Raw genomic sequence first — 20970 nt, forward strand, 5'->3', positions numbered from 1 at the left:
ATGCCTGCTCCCTGAGCGAGCGCGTTCAGTCGTTCTGCGGGAATCCGAGGTTGATGCCGCCGTGGTCGCCGCCGCGAGTGGCCGGATCGATCCAGCGCGCCGTGACGGCCTTCTCCCGGGTGAAGAAGTCGAACCCGTGGGCACCGTACGCCTTCGCGTCGCCGAAGAGCGAGTTCTTCCAGCCGCCGAACGAGTGATAGGCGACCGGTACCGGGATCGGCACGTTGATGCCGATCATGCCGACCTGCACCTCGCTCTGGAACCGCCTCGCCGCCCCGCCGTCGTTCGTGAAGATGGCAGTGCCGTTGCCGAACTGGCCCGAGTTGATGAGGTCGAGGCCCTCCTGGAACGACTTCACGCGCAGCACCTGCAGCACCGGCCCGAAGATCTCCTCCTGATAGGCGCGAGACCCGGTCGGCAGGGCATCGATGAGCGTCGGTCCGAAGAAGAACCCGTCCTCGTGGCCGTCCACGTTGCACGCGCGGCCGTCGACGACGATCGTCGCACCATCCGCCTCCGCGATGTCGACATAGCCGGAGACCTTCTTCTTGTGCTCCGGCGAGATCAGCGGCCCCAGATCGGGCTCACCGGATGCGTCGCCCACGCCGGCGCCGACCCGCAGCTTCGCAATACGGTCGGCGATCTTGCCGATCAGCTCGTCGGCCACCGGCTCCACCGCCAGCACCACGGACACCGCCATGCAGCGCTCACCCGCCGCGCCGTACCCGGCGTTGACCGCCTGGTCCGCGACCAGGTCGAGGTCGGCATCCGGAAGCACCAGCATGTGGTTCTTCGCGCCGCCCAGCGCCTGCACCCGCTTGCCGTTCTTCGCCGCCGTCTCGTAGATGTACTGCGCGATCGGCGTCGAGCCGACGAACGAGACGGCCTGCACGACCGGGCTCTGAAGCAGGCCGTCCACCGCCAGCTTGTCGCCCTGCAGCACCGTGAACACGCCGTCGGGAAGCCCGGCCTCCTGCCACAGCCGCGCGATCCAGAGCGCCGCCGACGGGTCCTTCTCGCTCGGCTTGAGCACCACCGCGTTGCCCGCCGCGATCGCCACGGGGAAGAACCACATCGGCACCATCGCCGGGAAGTTGAACGGGCTGATCAGTCCGACCACACCCAGCGGCTGACGGATCGAATACACGTCGATGCCGGTCGACGCACCCTCGCTGAACGCGCCCTTGGTCAGGTGCGGGAACCCGGTGGCGAGCTCGACGACCTCCTGGCCGCGATTGATCTCGCCCAGCGCGTCCGAGAGCACCTTGCCGTGCTCGGAGGTGATGATCTCCGCCAGCTCCTGCTTGCGTGCGTTCAGCAACTCGCGGAACGCGAACATCACCGCCTGGCGCTTCGCGATCGACAGAGCGCTCCACACTTCGAAACCGCGTTGCGCCGATGCGATCGCCTCGTCGATCTCCGCCTGGTCGGCCAGCGCGACCCGCTTGGTCACCACGCCGCGTGCCGGGTCGTACACCGGCGCCGTGCGGCCGCTGTTCGACGGATGCTCGGCCCCGTCGATCCAGTGCGTCACGACCGGCAGGTCGGCCGCCGCTCCGAAGGCGCCGGCGGCGGCGGAAGTCTGGGTGGTGTCGGTGGTGGTCATGCCATGTTCCTTAGTGCGTCAGGTCCTTCGCGTGCGAACGAAAGGCGGAATCGGGAGGGGACGGCGTCGCCGTCAGCCGTGGACGAGAGAGGCGGCGGTGCCCACGGCCTTCGCCACATCGTCGTCGTGCGGGTAGAGGAGCGTGCGGCCGACCACGAGGCCGTGCACGCCGGGGAGCGCGAGGGCGGATGCCCATGACGCATACGTCTCGTCGGGTTTCGCGTCACTGTCCCCACCGAGCAGCAGCGTCGGCAGAGTGGTCGCGGCCATGACGCGCTCCATGTCGTCGACGACCGGCAGTTTCAGCCAGCTGTAGGCGCTGGAGGCGCCGAGACCGGATGCGATCGCGACCGAGGTGATGACGGCATCCGTCGAGAGGTCGTTGACGATGCGACCGTCGACCCGCTCGCTCACGAACGGCTCGAGCAGGATCGGCAGCTGCGCCCGTGCGGACTCCGTCACGGCCCTGGCGGACTGCTCCAGGGTGCGGGCCGTGGCGTCGTCATCGAGGCCGATGCGCACGAGCAGCTTGGCGGCATCCAGGCGCGAGCGCACCATGGAGTCGACATTGTACGCGGTGTAGCGGTCGTCGAGCTCGAAGGATGCCCCGCGCAGGCCGCCGCGGTTCATGGAGCCCACCGCGACCTTGCCGTCCAGGGCGCCGAGCACGGCGAGGTCCTCGATGATGTCGGGAGTTCCGAGCACGCCGTCGACGCCCGGGTTCTGCAGAGCAAGCGCGAGTCGCTGCAGCAGGTCGTAGCGATCGGCCATCGCGACGGGGTCGGAGCGCACGCCGAGCGCGCCGCGGGCCGGGTGGTCGGCCGCGACGATGAACAAGCGCCCGTCGCCGCGCACGAGCGGGCGTCGCGTGCGCGACTGCAGCGTCACGGCGACCGACGCGGGGTCGTGCTGCCGCACGCGACGCAGTCGGGCGAACTCGTCCGCGGTGATCACGGCGCGGGATGCTTGCCCCTGCTCCCGGGAGACCGCAGCTTCCCCCGGCTCCCGGGAGACCGCAGCTTCCCCCTGCCCCCGGAGAGCTTCCCCCTGCCCCCCGCGCGAGCGCAGCGAGTCGAGGGGCTGCACCCCGGCCTCAGGCGCGGACACTGTCGACCTCCGCGATGAGGGCGTCCACCTCGGCAGTGCTCGGCATGGCCGTTGAGCACTCGCGCCGGCCGGCGACGATCGCGCCAGCGGCGTTGGCGAATCGGATGACGCGGTGCAGGTCCCAGCCGGCCAGCAGCCCGTGGCAGAGCGCGCCGCCGAAGCCGTCGCCGGCGCCGAGGCCGTTCACGACGGCTACCTCGATCGGGGCCACCTCCACGGTCTGCTCGCGGGTCTTCGCGAGCACGCCGCGCGGCCCCTGTTTGACGATCGCGAGTTCCACGCCCCGGTCGAGCAGGGCATCCGCGGCACGCTGAGGATCGGTCTCGCCGACAGCGACCGCGCACTCCTCGCGGTTGCCGACGGCGACAGTGACGTGCTCGAGCGCGCGGTGCACCTCGGCGGTGGCCGCCTCGGGCGACTCCCAGAACATGGGCCGGTAGTCGAGGTCGAGCACGGTGAGCGGCTGGCGACCACGCGCATCCCACGCCGCATGATGCGTCGACCTGCTCGGCTCACGGGAGAGCCCCGTGACGGTGGCCCAGAAGATTCGGGCGCCTCGGATGGCATCCGGGTCGAGGTCGTCTTCGCCGATCATCAGGTCGGGCGCGATCGGCTCGCGGTAGAAGTAGAGCGGAAAGTCGTCGGGCGGGAACATCTCGCAGAACGTCACCGGCGTGTTCAGTCCCGCCACGGTCGAGACGTAGCGGTCGTCGACGCCGAGTCGGCGCAGTTCGGCGTGCGCGTAGCGGCCGAACGGGTCGACGCCCGTCGCCGTCACCACCGCGGTTCGCCGCCCGTGCCGCGCCGCGGCGATCGCCACGTTGGTGGCGCTTCCGCCGAGGTATTTGCCGAACGTCTGCACCTCTTCGAGGCCGACGCCGTCCTGCAACGGGTAGATGTCGACTCCGATCCGCCCCATCGTGATCAGGTCGAACGGCTCCCCCGCGGGCACCGCGCCGGGCTGAGTCATGCAGTCGCTCCTCGTCCGCGTGCCCCTGGATCGAGGCACCATGAGTTTGTGCTGTCAAACTAACATGCTGTCCTCAGTGGTGCAAGAGCAGTCGGCGCGACGGCGCGACGGCGACGACGACGACGGCGACGGCGACGGCGCAACGGCGGCGACGGTGCAACGGCGGCGGCGGTGCAACGGCGGCGGCGGTGACGGCGGCGGCGGCGCAACGGCGGCGGCGGGCGGGCGAAGTCCCTGAGACATACCGATCCGGCTGAGACAGGCCTCGAGGAGGTCCGTCTCAGCCGGATCGGTATGTCTCAGTGCCGGTTGCGCTACGCCGGTGCGGTCTCCCGTGCGTCCGGCTCGTCCTCGCCGGCGTCGGCGGCCTCGGCCGCCACCGGGAGGAGCGGCGCCGACCGCACCGCGACCAGCGCGTCGACCGCATCCTGCACGCGCTCGGCAACGGGCTTGTCGCTGTTCGGACGGTCATGCATGGCGAACCCGAGCGCCGACATCACGAGCGTCGCGGCCGCCACGGCTGTCTCGTGCGAGCCGGAACGTTCGGCAGCGAGCTGCACGAACTGGTCGCGCACGGAACTCATCCACTGGGTGAAGGCGGGCATGAGCTCCGGCCGTTTCATCATCAGCGCCTTCATGCGCTTACGGTCTGCGCCATAGCCGGCGGAGACGCCGATCAGGTCGCAGAGCGCCGGGATGAGGTCGCCGTTCGCCGCCCGAAAGCGCTCGATCGTGCCGGGGTAGATCGCCTCCTCCGGCAGCCCGAGCGCGGCCGCCGCCTTCGAGGGGAAATAGTTGAAGAACGTGCGCAACGAGACGTCCGCCTCGTTGCAGATCTGCTCGACCGTCGTGCCGTCGAGGCCGTTCTGCTCCACGAGCTTCAGCGCCGCGTCATGGATGGCCTGACGTGTCTGGTGCTTCTTGCGCTCGCGCAGCGTCTCGGCCTCGGGCGCCGTCTGCTCGTCGAACGCGTCGTGCTGGGTGCTGGTCATCGTGTTCACACTGCCTCTCCGAGGCCCGGGTGTCCAGGGGTCGACCGCAGCCATCCCCTGGACACGTCGGACTCAGGCTCCCTGCGTCCGAATCGAACCGGTCTCGGTGAGCCCCGCCTTGTCCGCCTGCTCCTGCAGAGCGGACCTCTGACGCAGCGGCGGCACCTTGAAGAACCACGTGAGCACGAAGGCGAGCAGGATCACGCTGAGAGCGAGCCAGTAGATCGTCTGCGCGGCCTGGGTGAATCCGACCATGAACGGCTTGCTCAGCCGGCTGTCGGCGCCGTTCAGGAACGACGTGTCGCTGGTCGAACTGCTCGAGGCATTGGATGCCTTCGAGTCGCTCTTCGTGATCTGCTTGTGGATCTTCGGCGTGAGCTGGTCCACCCAGTAGGTGCGCTGCTTGTCGTTCGCCCAGTTCACCGAGACCTTGCCGTCGATGACGGTGGCGTGCGCCTTCGTGGCGACCGCCTCGAGCGCGGCCTTCTCGGCGGCGGGCTTCGCCGCAGCCACCTGCTGGTCGATCACGGACGGCGCGTACGACTCGGGGATCACACCCGCGCCCACCTGCTGGTCGACCGCTGCGGTGACCTTCTCGGTCACAGCCTTGTCGGCTGCCGCCTTGGCCTGCGTGGCGGCGCTGTCGAGCTGCTTCTGGATGTTCTCCTTGATCGGGTCGACCATCGGATTCCAGAGCTGCTTCATGATCGCCTTGTTCTGCTGGGCGGTCGCGACGGTCGGGTCGAGCGCGGCATCCAGAGCGGAACTGAGCGTGGCATTGTCGCTCATGCCCGTCACGATGTTGCCGGGCAGCACCGAGAACAGCACCGACAGCATGATCGCGGTTCCGAGCGTTCCACCGATCTGGCGGAAGAACGTGGCAGCGCTGCTGGCGACGCCCATGTCCTTCGGTTCGACCGAGTTCTGGCTGGCGAGCACGAGTGTCTGCATCAGCTGACCGAGGCCGAGGCCGACCACGAACATCCCTGCCATGAGGAACCACAGCGGACTGTCGAACTTGATGAACGTCAGCATGAAGAACCCGACCGCCGTGAACGCGGTGCCGGTGACCGTGAAGATGCGGTACTTGCCCGTGCGTGCGGTGATCTGACCGGAACTCAGTGCCGCGATCATCAAGCCGAGGACCATGGGGACCATGGCGAAACCGGATGCCGTCGGGCTCAGTCCGACCACGATCTGCAGGTAGAGCGGGATGGTCATCATGGCGCCGAACATGCCGAAGCCGACCAGCACGCCGATCACGGTGGCCATCGAGAACGTCCCGGAACGGAACAGCTTCATCGGGATGATCGCGTCGTCCTTCATGAGGATCTCGATCACGACGAAGGCGATGGCGCCCAGGCCCCCGAGCACGTAGCAGGCGATCGCGCCCGCCGACGACCATCCCCAGGTGCTTCCCTGCTCGGCGACGAGGAGCAGCGGAACCAGGGCGACGACGACGGCCGAGGCACCCCACCAGTCGATACGGGGCTTCTTGTGATCGGCCACCTTCGGCAGGTGGAGGAACGCGATGATCATCAGGAGGGCGATGATGCCGATCGGCACGTTGATCAGGAACACCCAGCGCCATCCGGAGATCCACATGATCTGGTTCGCCCCGGCGAACAGGCCGCCCACGAGCGGGCCGACGAGCGTGGAGATGCCGAACACGGCGAAGAAGTAGCCCTGGTATTTGGCCCGCTCACGCGGAGCCAGGATGTCGCCCATGATCGCCAGAGGCAGCGACATCAGCGCACCGGCGCCGATGCCCTGGAAAGCACGGAAAGCGGCGAGCATGAGCATCGACGTCGAGAACGACGACAAGAGCGAGCCGAGAACGAACACGACGATGCCGAAGATGAACAGCGGTCGCCGTCCGAAGATGTCGGAGAGCTTGCCGTAGATCGGCACCGTGATCGTCGAGGTGATCAGGTAGGCGGTGGTGACCCAGGCCTGCTGCTCGAGGCCGTGCAGGTCATCGCCGATGGTGCGGATCGCCGTGCCGACGACCGTCTGATCGAGCGATGACAGGAACATGGCGGCCATGAGGCCGTAGATGACGAGGAGGATCTGCCGATGATTCATGATCGGCGACGACCCTCCGGATGCGACCTCGCGGGTCTGCACCGGAGCGGTTGCGGTTGACATGCCAGTCCTTCGGATTGCGGGAGTAGTGAAAGCGCGTCGCCCGGCCACCGACCGAGCGGCACTGGACGCCGACACTGGCGGGCAATTTCTTGCAGGCAATGCAAGATTACGCCTCTCGATGCACAGTGTGCAAGTTTGCAGCAGCGCATTTTTGCTCGACGTGCACGTTCCTGTGGATGCTTTCAGAAAGCTGATGCGCGTTCAGCTTCCTTTCTTCCTGCGCCGGGCTCTTGCAGCGCCCGACCCCGCTACTTCGTCCCGGGTCCCCCGTCCCGAATCGGACAAGAGTTCCCGATGCACCGGCCACATCCGTCCGAAGCGGAACAGGGGGCGCGCCGCCCCGCGTTTGGAAGTCAAGAAATGCGAACCTCCGGCGTCGTATGTGCATTTCTTGACTTTCAAACGAAGAGACGGCGGTCACGGACTCACCCGCGTCCGACGACACGGCCCGCCACGAGGTCACGGCCGGCTTGGCCGGGGCCCGCCGCGGACTCGCGACGAAGTCCGCTCGGGGACCGCGCCCTAGGCTGGTGGCGTGTATGCAGCGGCCGTCCTCACGGTGTCCGATCGGTCCAGTGCCGGCGAGCGGGACGACACGAGCGGGCCGGTCGCCGTCGCGGCCTTGCGCGAGGCGGGCTTCGCGTGCGCCGAACCCGTGGTCGTGCCGGACGGCGCCGACTCCGTCGAAGGTGCGTTGCGCAAGCTGCTGGCTGACGGCATCCGATTGATTGTCACGACAGGCGGCACCGGTGTGAGCCCGCGCGATGAGACGCCGGAGGGCACCGCCCGAGTGCTCACGCGCGAGGTGCCCGGCATCGCGGAGGAGCTGCGCCGGCGCAGCACAGCCGAGAAGCCGGCCGGCATGCTCTCCCGCGGCCTCGCCGGCCTTGCCGGCGAGACGCTCATCGTGAATCTGCCCGGGTCACCGGCCGCCGTCGCCTCCGGCATGCCGATTCTTCTGCAGGTCGCGCCGCACGTGCTCGCACAGGTGCAGGGAGAGGATCACCGATGACCGTGCGCCTCGCGCGCATCAGCGCCGAGCCACTCGACCTCGCCGAGCACCTGGATGCCGTGCAAGACGCCCGCACGGGCGCCGAGATCTCGTTCGTCGGCCGGGTGCGGGACCACGATCCGGATGCCACGGGTTCGGTCGTCGCGCTCGAATACACCTCGCATCCCGACGCCGAGACCGCACTCATGACCCTGGCCGAGCGTGCGAGCGCCGGCACGGAGGCGATCGTCGCCGTCAGCCATCGCATCGGCCGCCTGAGCGTCGGCGAACCGGCCGTGATCGTCGCGGTCTCGGCGGCCCACCGCGGTGAGGCGTTCGACGTCTCGCGGGCGCTCATCGAGTCGATCAAGCACGAGCTGCCCATCTGGAAGCGCCAGATCGAAGCCGACGGCACGACCGCGTGGAAGGGCCTCGGCGGCTGACCCGTCTACCCGCCGGCGAACGGCGGAAGGATGTCCACCACAGCGCCAGCAGGCAGCGGCTCCGCGTCGTCGGTGCGAGCGCCGTCCACGAGCACGGAGCATCGTGGAAGTATCTCGCCCAGCGCGGGATGCCCGGCGCTGAGCGCGGCGCGCAGCCCGGCCACGTCGGCCGCGGAGACGTCGAGCTCCGCCGCGCCGGCTGCTTCTTCCGCGGCCGCGAACAGACGAACCGCGACCATCAGACCCGCCCCGGGTCGTGCTGCGTGGACCCGTTCTCCGCGGACCCGTTCTCCGCGGAGCCGTTCTCCGCGGAGCCGTTCTGCCAACTGCCGGCCAGCTCCGACACGGCCGCGACCGCCTCACGCACCTGATCCGGCGAGCCCCCGGCGCGACCCGCGACGAGCCCCGCGACGAACGCGCTGAACGGTGCGGCTGGGCGGGCGACGCCGTTGGCGACGTCCTTGGCGAGGTCCAGGATCAACGCGATCGGCACATCCTGCGCGCTCAGGTCGAAACGCTCGCGCAGCGCTTCGGCCCACTGGTCCAGTGCTTCCGGGGGCAGACGGTCAGCCATGGGATTTCTCCTTCGTGATCCTGTCGAAATCGTCCCACGTATCGACATCGTCGGCGACGTGGTCGGTATCGGTGAGCGCCTCGATGTCGAGGCCGGCGAGCAGGGAGCGCACCGAGGCATCCCTCCCGCCGTCGGGAACGGATGCCGCGGCCTCCCTCAGCGCGCTCGTGCGGTACACGCCGGTGAGCCACTGGCCGCGGCCCGACGCGTCGACGAGACACGCCCCATCGGCCGTGTGCGGCGTCGGCGCCGCCGCGATCCATGCGGCCAGTCGACCCACCGCCTCCTGTGCCCGCGGAAGGTCGCACGCCAGGAGGAACGTCCACTCGGCCTCGTCGGTCGAGGCCGCTGTGTCATGGGACGTCCGATCGGCCGCTCCACCGCCGGCCCCCTCGCGCTGCGTCGCCGCTTTCGCCATCGCTGCCAGTCCCGCCACCACGGCTGCCGCGGGCCCGCTGAACGGCGGGTCTTCGCGGGCCCACTCGACCGCGATCCCCGCGGCATCCGTGTCGTCGACGGCCTTGTGCTCGGGGCGTGGCCCGACGATGACGACCGGCGCGCATTCCGCTCCCCGCACCGCATCGAGAGCGCGCTCCAACAGTGTGCGGCCCCGCACCTCGAGGGCCGGTTTGTCGATGCCGCCCATGCGCGACGCGCGGCCGCCGGCGAGCAGCACGGCGGCCTTTGCGGAAGCCGCGGCCGTCATCCGTCCGCTTCCGATCCGACGTCCTCCCCCGGCCGCTGCCACGGTCCGGACTTGCCGCCGGTCTTCGCGATGAGTCGCACGTCGGTGATGGAGGTGGCCTTGTCGAGCGCCTTGACCATGTCGACCACGGCGAGCGCCGCCACCGACACCGCAGTGAGCGCTTCCATCTCGACACCCGTGCGGTCGGCGGTGCGCACGGTCGCTTGTAGCTCGACTCCCTCGTCCACGACGCGAACGTCGACGGCCGCACCGTGAACGCCGATCACGTGCGCCAGCGGCAGAAGCTCCGGCGTGCGCTTGGCGCCGGCGATGCCCGCGATGCGCGCCACGGCGAGCACGTCGCCCTTCGGCACGGATCCCCCGCGCAGCGCCGCGACCACGTGCGGAGCGCACCGCACGAAACCGCGCGCCGTGGCGGAGCGCACCGTGGGCTGCTTCTCGGTGACGTCGACCATGCGGGCATGACCCGCGGCATCCAAGTGCGTGAAGCTCATGAGATCAGCATGACATCGACGACGTCACCGGCCGCCACCGAGTCCAGCTCGGCGGGGACGATCGCGTAGGCGTCGGCGCGACCGAGACTGGCCGCCAGGTGAGACCCGCCGGGTGAGACGGGTCGCACCCCCTCGGGTTCCACGACGACGGGTCGATATTGCCGGCGGCCGGCAGGCGTGCGCCAGTCCTCGAGCACCGGCAGCCGCACGATCAACCGGTCGAGCCGCGCGCGACCCTGCAGTTTGAGCAGCGCCGGACGCACGAACACCTCGAACGAGACGGCGACGCTCACGGGGTTTCCGGGCAGCCCGAAGAGCAGCCGCCCATCGCCGGCTCCGAACCCCTGCGGCTTTCCGGGCTGCATCGCCACCGTGACGAATTCCATGGGAGCCACGTTCTTCACCACCTCGTATGCGCCGGCGCTCACGCCGCCCGAGGTGATCACCACGTCCGATCCCCGCATGGATGCCTCCGCCAGCGCCGCGCGCAGCCCGTCGCCCTCGTCGTCGACGTGCGTCACGAGCACCACCTCGGCACCCTCCTCGGCGCAGAGCGCCGCGAGCAGTGTGCTGTTGGACTCCGGGATCTGCCCGCGCTCGAGCGACTCGCCCGGCGCACGGAGCTCGTCGCCGGTGGAGACCACCGCGACGCGAGGGGCGCGCGACACCGCGACCTGAGCCACTCCGGCCGCCGCGATGCCCGCCAGCTGCCGCGGACCGAGAAGAGCGCCCGACGCAAGAATCACGTCGCCGGCCCGGCATTCGTCGCCCTGCCCGCGCACGTGCATTCCGCGCGACCGGGGCGCCTCGACGACCTCGATCGTGCCGAGCGAGTCCGCGAGTCCGCCAGCCGTCTGCTCGAACGGCACCACAGTGTCCGCATCGGTGGGCAGCGGCGCACCTGTCATGATGCGGGCCGCCTGCCCGGGTGCCAGCGCCGGGTCGGCCGACGTGCCAGCGGGGAGGTCGGCGACCACCTCGAGAACGGCGGGGTGATCGCGTGTCGCGCCGGCGGCATCCTCGAAGCGCACGGCGAAGCCGTCCATCGCGGAATTGTCGAACAGCGGCAGGTCGACGGCGGAGAGCACCGGCTCGCGCAGCGTGCGTCCGAGCGCCGCCTGCACCGGGATCACGGTGGTGGGCAGCGCGTGCACGGCCGCCAGGATGCGTTCCCGATGCTCCTCGACGGTGATCACACGTTCTCCCTCCGCTGACGGAACGGGCTTCTCGTTCCCGGCGCGCTAATTCCCGGCACACTCGTCCGCGGCGCGCTCGTTCGACACCCGCTCATCCCCGGCGAGCTCGTTCCTGCTCTGGTTCACGGCCGCTCTGCTGCTCCGGACGGCGCCGCGCCCACCCCTCCATGCCGCCGCGCAGCACGGAGGCGTGCGCTCCGGCGCCGTTCAGCGCCGCCGCCGCCACGCGGGCCCGCACGCCGACCTCGCACACGACGACGACGTCACGGCCGTGCAGCCCGAGCCCGGAGACCGTGCCGTCGACATCGCGAAGCAGTGCCCGCAGCGGCACGAGCTCGGACCCCGGGATCCGCCCCGCCCCTGGCTCATCCGCGTTCCGCACATCGAGCACGAGAACGTCCGCGGCCGCCGCGCCTGGCAGGTCGTCCACCTCGGGAACCGGGGGGCGCCGCATCGCAGTATTCCCGCTCGTCGGCGCCGCGGCATCGTTCGCTCTGGATGCCCGCAGCGGCACCTCGCGCTGCGTGCCTCCCAGCGCGTCCAGCAGCGCGACTCGTCCGATCAGCGGTCGGCCGATGCCGGTCACGAGCTTGAGCGCCTCGGATGCCATCAGCGCGCCAACCTGCAGACAGAGCGGCCCGAAGACCCCCACCGCGGAGCACGCCGGAGCCTCGGACCCCGGCGGGTACAGGTCGTGCAGCCGCACCGCCGGGACACCCTCGGGCGGAGCGGACCAGAACACCGTCACCTGTCCGGCGAACTCCTGCACCGTGCCCCACACGAGCGGGAGGCCGAGCCGTTCGCACGCCTGCGCCACGATCTCGCGGCTCTCGAACGAGTCCGTTCCGTCGATCACGAGATCGACTCCGGCGAGCCGCTCTGCGGCATCCCGAGTCGTCAGCCGCACGTGCTCGGCGCGTACCCGCGTCTCGGAGAGCTCGGCGGCGACCCGCACGGCGCTGTCGGCCTTCGGGGCGCCCACGTCCTGCGTGCGGTGGATGACCTGCCGCTGCAGGTTCGAGAGCTCGATGACGTCGTCGTCGAACACCACCAGTTCGCCCACGCCCGCCGCGGCGAGCGCGAGCACGACGGGTGCGCCGAGCCCGCCGGCGCCGATCACAGCGACACGGGCGCTCGCGATGCGCCGTTGCCCCTCGGTCTCGAGTCCGGCGAGGCGCCGGTGACGCGCCGTGCGGCTGAGCTCCGCGTCGCTGAGCCGAGCGCGCGGCTCGACCAGTGGCGCGAGGAGCTCTCCGGCCTGGAACGGCAGCATCTCTCCAGCGTAGTTCGCGGCCCCCGGGGCGCACGGCTTCAGCACCCCCATCGGCAACGCGGCCTACGGCCGACGCAGCCGCTGCGGGTTCGGGGCGGCCACCGGGTCCCACCCGCGACGCGTGGCGCGGGTGCCGCTGCGGTGCTCGTCGCGCGACCGGTACACGATGTACGGCCGGAACAGGTACTGCACCGGTGCCGAGAACACGTGCACCAACCGGGTGAACGGCCACAGCAGGAACAGCGCGGTCGCGCACAGCGCGTGGATCTGGAAGAACAGCGGCGCCTGCGCCATCAGCTCGGGCTGCGGCTGGAACAGGATGATGCTGCGCACCCACGGGCTGATCGTCTCGCGGTAGTTGTAACCGGTTCCGAACAGCTGGTAGCTGAACGTGGCCAACGTGCCGAAAAACAGCGTCGCGCCGAGGAAGACGTACATCACCTTGTCCATGCGCGTCGTCGCCAGGAACACCGGGCCGACCGTGCGGCGCCGGTAGATCAGGATGACGAGCCCGACGAGCGTGAACACCGCGGCCGCCGTCCCGAGCACCGTGGCACCGATGTGGTACATCGTCTCGTTGATCCCGATGGCGAACAACCACTCCTGTGGAATGAGCAGCCCGACGGCGTGACCGACCAGCACGCAGAGAATGCCGAAGTGGAACATCGGCGACCCCCACCGCAGCAGCCGGTTCTCATAGGTCTGAGATGATCGCGTGGTCCAGCCGAACTTGTCGTACCGATAGCGCCAGATGTGGCCGACGATGAACACCGCGGCAGCGGCGTACGGAAACGCGACCCACAACAGCATCGACAGGGGATTCATGCGTGCTCCCTCGCAGAGAACGGCGGCAGGGCGTCCCGCACGCCCGGCAGACCCAGAAAGCTGAGACCGACGGTCTCGGTGGGCGGCCCCTCGCTGATCAGCGCGAGGTAGCGCTCCCTGGTCGCCTCGTCGATGCGGGGAAGCGACAGCGTGACGGCGCGCACCACGCCCGCCCACGGACTGTCGATCTCCTCGAGCGCCGCCCGCAACACCTCGATGCCCTCGCGATGGCTGCTCAGCAGGGCCGCTGCGATCTCGGAGTCGCTCATCGCCGAGAACTCCAGCACCGCGGGCAGGTAGTCGGGAAGCTCGTCGGCGTCGAACTCCCAACCCGCGGCCCGGTACGCCTCCAGAATGGTGACCAGCGCCGTGCCGCGCTTGCGCGTGTCACCCGTGGCGTAATACGTGAGGTAAAGACTGCACTTGCGCTTGAGGTCGAACGTGACGACGTAACGCTGCTCCCACCCCGACGACGGCGATGCGGATGCCTGCACCGCCGCATCCATGAACACCTCCAGCGGCGCGCGGGCCGGCTCGGGCAACGGTGCCACGAGCGCACGCACGGTGGGCAGCTTGGCGAACCACGTGGCATCCGGGTAGTCGAGCAGCACCGCGGCCGCCATGTGCACGCGTTGCCGCTGCTCCCGACTGAGCGCCAGCGCGTCGAGCGGCGCCGGAAGGCGACGCCGCGGCGTCACACGGGAATTCGTGTCGAGCATGGTCAGCCGCCCCGGTTCTCGTCGCCCGGGCCGTGGTCGCCGACGCCCCCGCCGCCGCGAGGATCGGCGTCGAGATGCTCGCCCTCGAGATGCTCGCCGTCGACCTCGCCGTGCGCGTCGGGCGGGAAGAGGCCGTCCGTCGAGCCGTTGCCGTCCCAGTTCAGCAGGTTGACGCGGCCGGTGACCGCCGACCGGTCGGACGTCTGCCTGTTGGCCAGCGCGTGGAAGTTCTCCACCGCGACCGGGACGGGATGCCCGCTCGACGTCCCGAAGCGGTTCGGTCCGCCCATGCCCGGACCGCCCTCGTAGTCCAGCGAGCAGGCCAGCTCGTCGAGCTCGCGGGCCGTCTCGGCGTGCGCGGCGGGGATCACGTAGCGGTCGTTGTACTTCGCGATCGCGAGCAGCCGGTACATCTCCTCGATCTCGGTGCCCGTCATGCCCACGGTCTGCGCGATCGACTCGTCGCGCCCCTCCTCGAGGTTGATGCCGCGCATGTACGACCGCATGGCGGCGAGCTTGCGCAGCGAGGCATCCACCGGCTTCGTGTCGCCGGCCGTGAACAGCTCGGCGAGGTACTCGATCGGAATGCGCAGCTTCTCGATAGCAGCGAACAGGTTGCGTGCGTCCTCGCCGTCGTTGCCGGATCCGGTGATCACGTCGACCACCGGCGAGAGCGGCGGGATGTACCAGACCATCGGCATGGTGCGGTACTCCGGGTGCAGCGGCAGCGCCACGCGGTACTGCTTGATCAGCTTGTAGATCGGGCTGTTCTGCGCGGCCTCGATCCAGTCCGACGGGATGCCGTCGCGTGCGGCGGCCTCGATCACCTCGGGATCGAACGGGTCGAGGATGACGTCGCGCTGGGCATCCAGCAGCTCGTGCTCGTTCTCGACACTGGCCGCCTCGGCGACCCGGTCCACGTCGTAGAGCACGAGCCCGAGGTAGCGCAGCCGGCCGACGCAGGTCTCCGAGCACACGGTCGGCAGCCCGACCTCGATGCGCGGATAGCAGAGCGTGCACTTCTCGGCCTTGCCGGTCTTGTGGTTGAAGTACACCTTCTTGTAGGGGCAGCCCGAGACGCACATGCGCCAGCCGCGGCACTTGTCCTGATCGACCAGCACGATGCCGTCTTCAACGCGCTTGTACATGGCCCCTGATGGGCAGGATGCCACGCACGACGGGTTCAGGCAGTGCTCGCAGATGCGCGGCAGGTAGAACATGAACGCCTGCTCGAACTCGGCGTGCACCTGTTCGCTCATCTTCTTCAGGATCGGGTCGTCCTGCATGGTCTCGACCGACCCTCCGAGGTCGTCGTCCCAGTTCGCCGACCACGAGATCTTCATGTCCTGGCCGGTGAGCAGGCTCTTCGGCCGGGCGACCGGCGTCTGCTCACCCGCCGGCGTGTTCAGCAGCATGTCGTAGTCGTACGTCCACGGCTCGTAGTAGTCGTGCACGCCGGGCAGGTTCGGATTCGAGAAGATGTGCGCCAGCTTGTTCAGCCGTCCACCGCTGCGCAGCTTGAGGCGGCCGCGCTTGGTGCGCACCCAGCCGCCACCCCACTTCTCCTGGTCCTCGTAGGTGCGGGGATACCCCACACCAGGACGGGTCTCCACGTTGTTGAACCACACGTACTCCACACCGGTGCGATTCGTCCACGCCTGCTTGCAGGTGACGGAGCACGTGTGGCATCCGATGCACTTGTCGAGGTTCATCACCATCGACATCTGTGCCATGACCTTCATCGGTACTGCACCTCCTGGCTGCGCCGCCGGATCGTCGTGACCTCGTCACGCTGGTTTCCGGTGGGTCCGAGATAGTTGAACGCCCAAGCCAGTTGCGCGTAGCCGCCGATCAGGTGGCTGGGCTTGAGCAGGATGCGGGTCAGAGAGTTGTGGATGCCGCCGCGCAAGCCGCTCGTCTCGGCGATCGGCACATCCACCGTGCGGTCTTTCGCGTGGTACATGTACACGGTGCCCTCGGGCATGCGGTGCGAGACGATAGCCCGCGCCACCACGACACCGTTGCGGTTGTACGACTCGATCCACTCGTTGTCGCGCACGCCGATCTTGGCGGCATCCTTCGGGCTCATCCAGATAGTGGGACCACCGCGCGAGAGCGACAGCATGAAGAGGTTGTCCTGGTACTCGGAGTGGATCGACCACTTGGAGTGCGGCGTCAGGTAGCGCACCGAGACCTCCGCGGCACCGGATGCCTCATCCACGCCCGTCGCGCCGGGCCGCGCGTCCCCGAAGATCCGGGCCAGGTCGAGCGGTGGTCGGTAGACCGGCAGGTTCTCGCCGAGCTCCTCCATCCAGTCGTGGTCGAGGAAGAAGTGCTGCCGTCCGGTGAGCGTGTGCCACGGCTTGAGCTGCTCCACGTTCACCGCGAAGGCCGTGTATCGACGCCCACCGTGCTCGGAGCCCGACCACTCCGGCGAGGTGATGACGCTGCGCGGCTGCACCTGCACGTCGGTGAACGAGATGTGCGTGCCGGCGTGCTCCTCGGCGAGGAAAGCCATCTTCTGCCCGGTCTTGGCCTCCAGCTGTTCGAAACCCTCCACCGCCAGGCGGCCGTTCGTCGTGCCGGAGAGCGCCAGCACCATCTCGCACGCCCGTCGGTCGGTGTCCAGGCGCACGCGTCCGGCCATCGGACCGGCCTCGACCACACCGTTGAGCCGGGCGAGCGCCGCCACCTCGGGACCCGGGTGATAGGTGACGCCCTTCGTGACCATGCCCAGCTTCTCGGCGAGCGGACCGAGCGTCTTCCACTTGTCGGCCAGCGCCGGGTAGTCGCGCTCCACGACGACGAGCTTCGGCATGGTCACGCCCGGCTTCAGCGGCAGATCCTGCACAGCGCCGTGCGGCGTGGCCATCACGTCCGGGGTGTCGTGCTGCAGCGGAGCCGCGACGATGTCGGTGCGCACGCCGAGGTGCGTGCGTGCGAGCTCGCTGAACTTCTCCGCGAGCACCTTGAACGTCTCGAAGTCGGTGCGGGTCTGCCACGGCGGGTCGATCGCCGGGGTGAACGAGTGCACGAACGGGTGCATGTCGGTCGACGACAGGTCGTACTTCTCGTACCAGGTCGCGGTCGGCAGCACGATATCGCTGAACAGCGTGGTCGAGGTCATGCGGAAGTCGCTGGTGACCAGCAGGTCGAGCTTGCCGATCGGGGCGTCGTCGCGCCAGCGGATGTCACGCGGCCGGGAACCGACGGGCGTCTCGCCGACGCGCACCGCGGCATCCGTGCCCAGCAGGTGCTTGAGAAAGTACTCGTTGCCCTTGCCGGAGGAGCCGAGCACGTTCGCCCGCCACATCAGCATGACGCGCGGAAAGTTCTGCGGAGCATCCGGGTCCTCGCACGCGTAGTGCAGGGAGCCGTCGTTCAGACTGTCGACGATGTACTGCGCGGGCTCCTTGCCCGCCGCCTTCGCCTCGTCGCAGAGGTCGAGCGGGTTGCGGTCATACGTCGGATAGCTCGGCATCCAGCCGCGCTTGACCGACTCGAGAAGGCAGTCGGCCGTGGTGCGGCCGTCGAACGCCCCGCGGTTCAGCGGTGACGCGAGCTGGTTCGCGGGCAGCCCGTCGTAACGCCACTGGTCGGTGGAGAGGTAGAAGAACGCCGTGCCGATGGCCTGCCGTGGCGGGCGGTTCCAGTCCGCGCCGCCCGCGTACTGGTTGTAGCCGGTGAGCGGCCGCACCTTCTCCTGGCCGACGTAGTGCGCCCATCCGCCACCGTTCACGCCCTGGCAGCCGGTCATCATCGTTAGCGCGAGGAACGTGCGGTAGATGGTGTCGGAGTGGAACCAGTGGTTCGTGCCGGCGCCCATCAGGATCATCGAGCGCCCGCCCGAGCGCTCCGCGTTGTCGGCGAACTCGCGACCGATGCGCATCGCCTGTTCGGCGGGCACCGACGTGATCTCCTCCTGCCAGGCCGGCGTGCCCGGAGCCGACGCGTCGTCGTATCCGGTCGGCCACTGCCCGGGCAGGCCATCCCTGGCCACGCCGTAGCGCGCGAGCATCAGGTCGAACACCGTCGTGACGGTGCGGCCGGCCACCTGGCGCACGGGCACGCCGCGCAGCACGACGCCCGACCCGCCGGCGTGCTCCTGCCCCGGCTCCGGGGCCACGTCGAACCGCGGCAGCGCGATGTCGGCGGATGCCCCACCCGAGTCCTCGAGGTCCGCCACCGACAGCGGCGGCACCACGTCTCCGAGGTCGAGGTTCCAGAGGCCCTCGTCCTCCGGGGAGAACCGGTGGCCGAGCGAGCCGTTCGGCACGACCGGTGCGCCGCTCTGGTCGAGCACCACGGGCTTGAACTCGGCGTGGGCCGCGCTGGCGGCGTCCTCGCCGAGTTCGGCCGCGGTCAAGAACTTGCCCGGCACCAGCCTGTCGCCGTGTCGCTCCAGAGTGACCAGGTAGGGCGCGTCGGTGTAGCGGCGCATGTAGTCCTCGAAGCGCGGCGTGCGCTTCTGCACGAAGTGCTCGGTAAGGATGACGTGACCCATCGCGATCGCGAGCGCCGCGTCGGTGCCGGGGTGCGGTGAGACCCACTCGTCGGCGAACTTCGTGTTGTCGGTGTAGTCGGGCGAGACCACGACCACCTTCTGGCCCCGGTAGCGCGCCTCCGCCATGAAGTGGGCGTCGGGTGTGCGCGTCACGGGCACGTTCGAGCCCCACATCATGAGGTAGCCGGCGTTCCACCAGTCGGCCGATTCCGGCACGTCCGTCTGGTCGCCGAACACCTGCGGGCTGGCGACCGGCAGGTCGGCGTACCAGTCGTAGAACGACAGCATCGTGCCGCCGAGCAGCGTGAGGAATCGCGATCCGGCGCCGTGCGAGATCATCGACATCGCTGGGATGGGCGAGAACCCGGCGATGCGATCCGGTCCGTACGTCTTCACGGTGTGCACGTGGGCCGCGGCCGTGATCTCGATGGCCTCCGCCCAGGTGGCGCGCACGAGGCCGCCCTTGCCGCGAGCCCTTCTGTACCGTGCGGCGAGCGCGGGGTCCTGAACGATGGAGGCCCAGGCATCCACGGGATCCGGATGCGCCTGCTTGGCCTCCCGGTACAACTGCAGCAGCACGTCGCGGATGTACGGGTACCGAACGCGGGTCGGCGAATACGTGTACCAACTGAACGCAGCGCCGCGCGGGCATCCACGAGGCTCGTACTCCGGTGAGTCGGGGCCTACCGACGGATAGTCGGTCTGCTGCGTCTCCCAGGTGATGATGCCGTCTTTGACGTACACCTTCCACGAGCACGACCCGGTGCAGTTCACGCCGTGCGTGGAGCGCACCACCTTGTCGTGCGACCAGCGATCGCGGTAGAAGACGTCGCCGTTGCGCCCGCCCTTGAGAAAGAGCGTGCGCAGGTCGGGCGAGACCTCGCCGGGGCGGATGAAGCGGCTGAGCTCGAGAAGCGTGTCGGCCAGAGGGCCGTCGGTCGCCGGTTCAGCGTGGCTGCGCGCTGCCATGTTCGTCCTCGTCTCGTTGGGTGTTCGCGTCGTTGGTGTTCATGAGGTGCTCAGCTCTTCGCCTCGGCGCCCGGCCGCACGTAGTACCACCACGCCAGCCAGCAACAGGCCCCGCACAGGATCACCGACCAGACGAAGAACGGCACCGGTCCGAGCAACGAGAGCAGCACGCCCACGAAGAACGGGCCGAAGGCCGCCATCGATGCCGTGAAGCCGATCGCGCCGCCGGCCTGCCGGCGAGGGAAGATCGTCGGCATCTGTTTGAAGACTCCGGCGTTCACCAGTCCGGAGAAGAAGAAGACGATGAGGATGCCCGTGACGAAGCCGCCGAAACCGCTCGCGCTGCCGGGGAGCAGGAAGACCGTCGCCAGGACGCAGCCGATGAACATGCCGATCGAGCCGATCAGCGTGAAGATGCCGCCACCGAACCGGTCGCAGAGCGGACCGCACGCGGCCCGGACGAGCGCCCCCAGCGCGGCGCCGATGAACGCGAACACCATGCCGTTGGGCCCGCCCGCCTCCGGACCGCCCCACAGGCTCTTGATGAGCAGGGCGGTCTGCGCAGCGAGCCCGGAGAACAGGCCGAAACCCATCACGTAGATCACCGTCTGGATCCAGGTGTGCTTGAGTCGGAAGATGTCCATCTGCTCACGGAAGTTCGCCGTCACCGGCACGCTGCGAATGTAGAGAAAGGCGACGACCGCCGCCAGCAGCACCCAGGGCACCAGCACGAGGCCGCCGTTGTGCAGCCAAAGAAGCCTTCCGCCGGCATCCGTCTGCGGTGTCAGCGCCGCGGTGCCGAACAGGCCGAAGCCGACGACCCACGGCGTGAGCAGCTGCACGAACGAGATGCCGAAGCTGCCGAGACCGGCCTGCAGCCCGAGCGCCGTTCCGCTCAGACGCTTCGGAAAGTAGTAGCTCGTCGAGGGCATGAAGCCGGAGAACGTGCCGCCGCCGACACCGGCCGCGAAGGCGAGTGCCATGAGCACCCAGAACGGCGTCGTGTTGTCGCGCACCGCGAACGTCCAGCCGAGCAGGGGGACGAGCAACAGCAGTGCCGAGAGCACCACGAGCCTGCGGGAGCCGAGAATGGGCGGCAGGAACATGAAGACCAGCCGAAGAATGCCGGCCGAGAGCCCGGGGATCGCGACGATCCAGTACAGCTGGTCCGTGTCGAGCGCGAAGCCGACGTCATTCAGCCTCGGCGCGACAGCGCTCACGACGTACCACGTGGCGAAGCTGATGAACATGGTGTACGTCGTGATGCCGAGCGTCCACCACGCGCGCTTCGGGTCCCAGACCGCGGGGTCCTCCGGGTTCCAATTGGACAGGTCTGCCTTCAGCTCGGACCCGGTGACCAGTGCCATCCCCCTCGACCTCCCGCAGGCGTGAGAATGCTTGGCACCAGACTGCTCCGAACGGGCGCGAGAAGCTAGCGCGGCATGCCCGGATC

At 69.2% G+C, this 20970-nt stretch carries 19 protein-coding genes; 3 read left to right on the forward strand and 16 right to left on the reverse strand.

Annotation, left to right across the window (positions count from 1 at the left end; genetic code table 11):
* Positions 1 to 25: 25 nt before the first annotated feature.
* The 3 genes from H623_RS0111305 to iolC form a co-directional block, all read right to left on the reverse strand.
* Positions 26 to 1606: a CoA-acylating methylmalonate-semialdehyde dehydrogenase gene (locus H623_RS0111305; protein ID WP_022901050.1), complete on the reverse strand. Its 1581-nt coding sequence runs from the start codon at positions 1604 to 1606 to the stop codon at positions 26 to 28.
* A 72-nt stretch (positions 1607 to 1678) separates the two neighbouring features.
* The gene (locus H623_RS0111310; protein WP_022901051.1) at positions 1679 to 2560 is read right to left on the reverse strand and encodes a class I fructose-bisphosphate aldolase; all 882 of its coding nucleotides are present in this window, start codon (positions 2558 to 2560) and stop codon (positions 1679 to 1681) included.
* A gap of 139 nt (positions 2561 to 2699) precedes the next feature.
* Complete coding sequence (gene iolC, locus H623_RS0111320) at positions 2700 to 3683, reverse strand: 5-dehydro-2-deoxygluconokinase (protein WP_022901052.1); 984 nt, start codon at positions 3681 to 3683, stop codon at positions 2700 to 2702.
* Positions 3684 to 3759: 76 nt separating this feature from the next.
* Between iolC and H623_RS21770 the strand changes: the two genes are divergently transcribed.
* Complete coding sequence (locus tag H623_RS21770; RefSeq protein WP_157560954.1) at positions 3760 to 3921, forward strand: hypothetical protein; 162 nt, start codon at positions 3760 to 3762, stop codon at positions 3919 to 3921.
* Between the two features lie 76 nt (positions 3922 to 3997).
* On the opposite strand, the gene H623_RS22070 is transcribed toward H623_RS21770, so the two are convergent.
* Together H623_RS22070 and H623_RS19400 are read right to left on the reverse strand one after the other, a co-directional pair.
* Complete coding sequence (locus H623_RS22070; protein WP_051143196.1) at positions 3998 to 4675, reverse strand: TetR/AcrR family transcriptional regulator; 678 nt, start codon at positions 4673 to 4675, stop codon at positions 3998 to 4000.
* A gap of 72 nt (positions 4676 to 4747) precedes the next feature.
* Positions 4748 to 6823 (reverse strand): MDR family MFS transporter, encoded by a 2076-nt coding sequence (locus H623_RS19400; protein ID WP_022901055.1) that lies wholly within the window; start codon positions 6821 to 6823, stop codon positions 4748 to 4750.
* Positions 6824 to 7358: 535 nt separating this feature from the next.
* Here H623_RS19400 and H623_RS0111340 point away from each other — a divergent pair.
* Positions 7359 to 7835, forward strand: a complete 477-nt coding sequence (locus H623_RS0111340; protein ID WP_022901056.1) for a MogA/MoaB family molybdenum cofactor biosynthesis protein — start codon at positions 7359 to 7361, stop codon at positions 7833 to 7835.
* On the forward strand, positions 7832 to 8257 hold the full coding sequence (locus tag H623_RS0111345; protein ID WP_022901057.1) for a molybdenum cofactor biosynthesis protein MoaE: 426 nt from the start codon (positions 7832 to 7834) through the stop codon (positions 8255 to 8257). Before H623_RS0111340 ends, H623_RS0111345 begins: the two co-directional genes overlap by 4 nt.
* Before the next feature lie 5 nt (positions 8258 to 8262).
* Here H623_RS0111345 and H623_RS0111350 read toward each other — a convergent pair whose 3' ends face one another.
* The 11 genes from H623_RS0111350 to H623_RS0111400 form a co-directional block, all read right to left on the reverse strand.
* Entirely contained in the window at positions 8263 to 8496 is a 234-nt protein-coding gene (locus H623_RS0111350) for a MoaD/ThiS family protein (protein ID WP_022901058.1), read from the reverse strand.
* Positions 8496 to 8831, reverse strand: a complete 336-nt coding sequence (locus H623_RS19405; protein ID WP_022901059.1) for a DUF6457 domain-containing protein — start codon at positions 8829 to 8831, stop codon at positions 8496 to 8498. The genes H623_RS0111350 and H623_RS19405 overlap by 1 nt, the downstream gene beginning before the upstream one ends.
* A complete protein-coding gene (gene mobA, locus H623_RS0111360; RefSeq protein WP_022901060.1) occupies positions 8824 to 9537 on the reverse strand; it encodes a molybdenum cofactor guanylyltransferase in 714 nt (237 codons plus the stop codon). The genes H623_RS19405 and mobA overlap by 8 nt, the downstream gene beginning before the upstream one ends.
* On the reverse strand, positions 9534 to 10031 hold the full coding sequence (gene moaC / locus H623_RS0111365) for a cyclic pyranopterin monophosphate synthase MoaC (protein ID WP_022901061.1): 498 nt from the start codon (positions 10029 to 10031) through the stop codon (positions 9534 to 9536). Before moaC ends, mobA begins: the two co-directional genes overlap by 4 nt.
* Complete coding sequence (locus H623_RS0111370) at positions 10028 to 11227, reverse strand: molybdopterin molybdotransferase MoeA (protein ID WP_022901062.1); 1200 nt, start codon at positions 11225 to 11227, stop codon at positions 10028 to 10030. The genes moaC and H623_RS0111370 overlap by 4 nt, the downstream gene beginning before the upstream one ends.
* Positions 11228 to 11318: 91 nt before the next feature.
* Positions 11319 to 12500: a HesA/MoeB/ThiF family protein gene (locus tag H623_RS19410; protein WP_022901063.1), complete on the reverse strand. Its 1182-nt coding sequence runs from the start codon at positions 12498 to 12500 to the stop codon at positions 11319 to 11321.
* A 63-nt stretch (positions 12501 to 12563) separates the two neighbouring features.
* The gene (gene narI / locus H623_RS0111380) at positions 12564 to 13325 is read right to left on the reverse strand and encodes a respiratory nitrate reductase subunit gamma (RefSeq protein WP_026940248.1); all 762 of its coding nucleotides are present in this window, start codon (positions 13323 to 13325) and stop codon (positions 12564 to 12566) included.
* Complete coding sequence (gene narJ / locus H623_RS0111385; RefSeq protein WP_022901065.1) at positions 13322 to 14044, reverse strand: nitrate reductase molybdenum cofactor assembly chaperone; 723 nt, start codon at positions 14042 to 14044, stop codon at positions 13322 to 13324. Before narJ ends, narI begins: the two co-directional genes overlap by 4 nt.
* Positions 14045 to 14046: 2 nt before the next feature.
* Positions 14047 to 15786, reverse strand: coding sequence for a nitrate reductase subunit beta (gene narH, locus H623_RS19415; RefSeq protein WP_022901066.1), 1740 nt, complete (start codon positions 15784 to 15786; stop codon positions 14047 to 14049).
* Complete coding sequence (locus H623_RS0111395) at positions 15783 to 19517, reverse strand: nitrate reductase subunit alpha (RefSeq protein WP_022901067.1); 3735 nt, start codon at positions 19515 to 19517, stop codon at positions 15783 to 15785. Before H623_RS0111395 ends, narH begins: the two co-directional genes overlap by 4 nt.
* 50 nt (positions 19518 to 19567) lie before the next feature.
* A complete protein-coding gene (locus tag H623_RS0111400; RefSeq protein ID WP_022901068.1) occupies positions 19568 to 20884 on the reverse strand; it encodes an MFS transporter in 1317 nt (438 codons plus the stop codon).
* Positions 20885 to 20970 lie beyond the last annotated feature (86 nt).

The organism is Humibacter albus DSM 18994 (assembly GCF_000421825.1).
GTDB classification, from domain to species: domain Bacteria; phylum Actinomycetota; class Actinomycetes; order Actinomycetales; family Microbacteriaceae; genus Humibacter; species Humibacter albus.

Bases quoted from the DNA above. Each gene is read 5' to 3' on its own strand.
- H623_RS0111305 (WP_022901050.1), bottom strand. From the start codon at position 1,606: ATGACCACCACCGACACCACCCAGACTTCCGCCGCCGCCGGCGCCTTC.
- H623_RS19400 (WP_022901055.1), bottom strand. From the start codon at position 6,823: ATGTCAACCGCAACCGCTCCGGTGCAGACCCGCGAGGTCGCATCCGGA.
- narI (WP_026940248.1), bottom strand. From the start codon at position 13,325: ATGAATCCCCTGTCGATGCTGTTGTGGGTCGCGTTTCCGTACGCCGCT.
- H623_RS19405 (WP_022901059.1), bottom strand. From the start codon at position 8,831: ATGGCTGACCGTCTGCCCCCGGAAGCACTGGACCAGTGGGCCGAAGCG.
- H623_RS0111395 (WP_022901067.1), bottom strand. From the start codon at position 19,517: ATGGCAGCGCGCAGCCACGCTGAACCGGCGACCGACGGCCCTCTGGCC.
- H623_RS19410 (WP_022901063.1), bottom strand. From the start codon at position 12,500: ATGCTGCCGTTCCAGGCCGGAGAGCTCCTCGCGCCACTGGTCGAGCCG.
- H623_RS0111345 (WP_022901057.1), top strand. From the start codon at position 7,832: ATGACCGTGCGCCTCGCGCGCATCAGCGCCGAGCCACTCGACCTCGCC.
- narJ (WP_022901065.1), bottom strand. From the start codon at position 14,044: ATGCTCGACACGAATTCCCGTGTGACGCCGCGGCGTCGCCTTCCGGCG.
- H623_RS0111350 (WP_022901058.1), bottom strand. From the start codon at position 8,496: ATGGTCGCGGTTCGTCTGTTCGCGGCCGCGGAAGAAGCAGCCGGCGCG.
- narH (WP_022901066.1), bottom strand. From the start codon at position 15,786: ATGAAGGTCATGGCACAGATGTCGATGGTGATGAACCTCGACAAGTGC.
- iolC (WP_022901052.1), bottom strand. From the start codon at position 3,683: ATGACTCAGCCCGGCGCGGTGCCCGCGGGGGAGCCGTTCGACCTGATC.
- moaC (WP_022901061.1), bottom strand. From the start codon at position 10,031: ATGAGCTTCACGCACTTGGATGCCGCGGGTCATGCCCGCATGGTCGAC.
- mobA (WP_022901060.1), bottom strand. From the start codon at position 9,537: ATGACGGCCGCGGCTTCCGCAAAGGCCGCCGTGCTGCTCGCCGGCGGC.
- H623_RS22070 (WP_051143196.1), bottom strand. From the start codon at position 4,675: ATGACCAGCACCCAGCACGACGCGTTCGACGAGCAGACGGCGCCCGAG.
- H623_RS0111400 (WP_022901068.1), bottom strand. From the start codon at position 20,884: ATGGCACTGGTCACCGGGTCCGAGCTGAAGGCAGACCTGTCCAATTGG.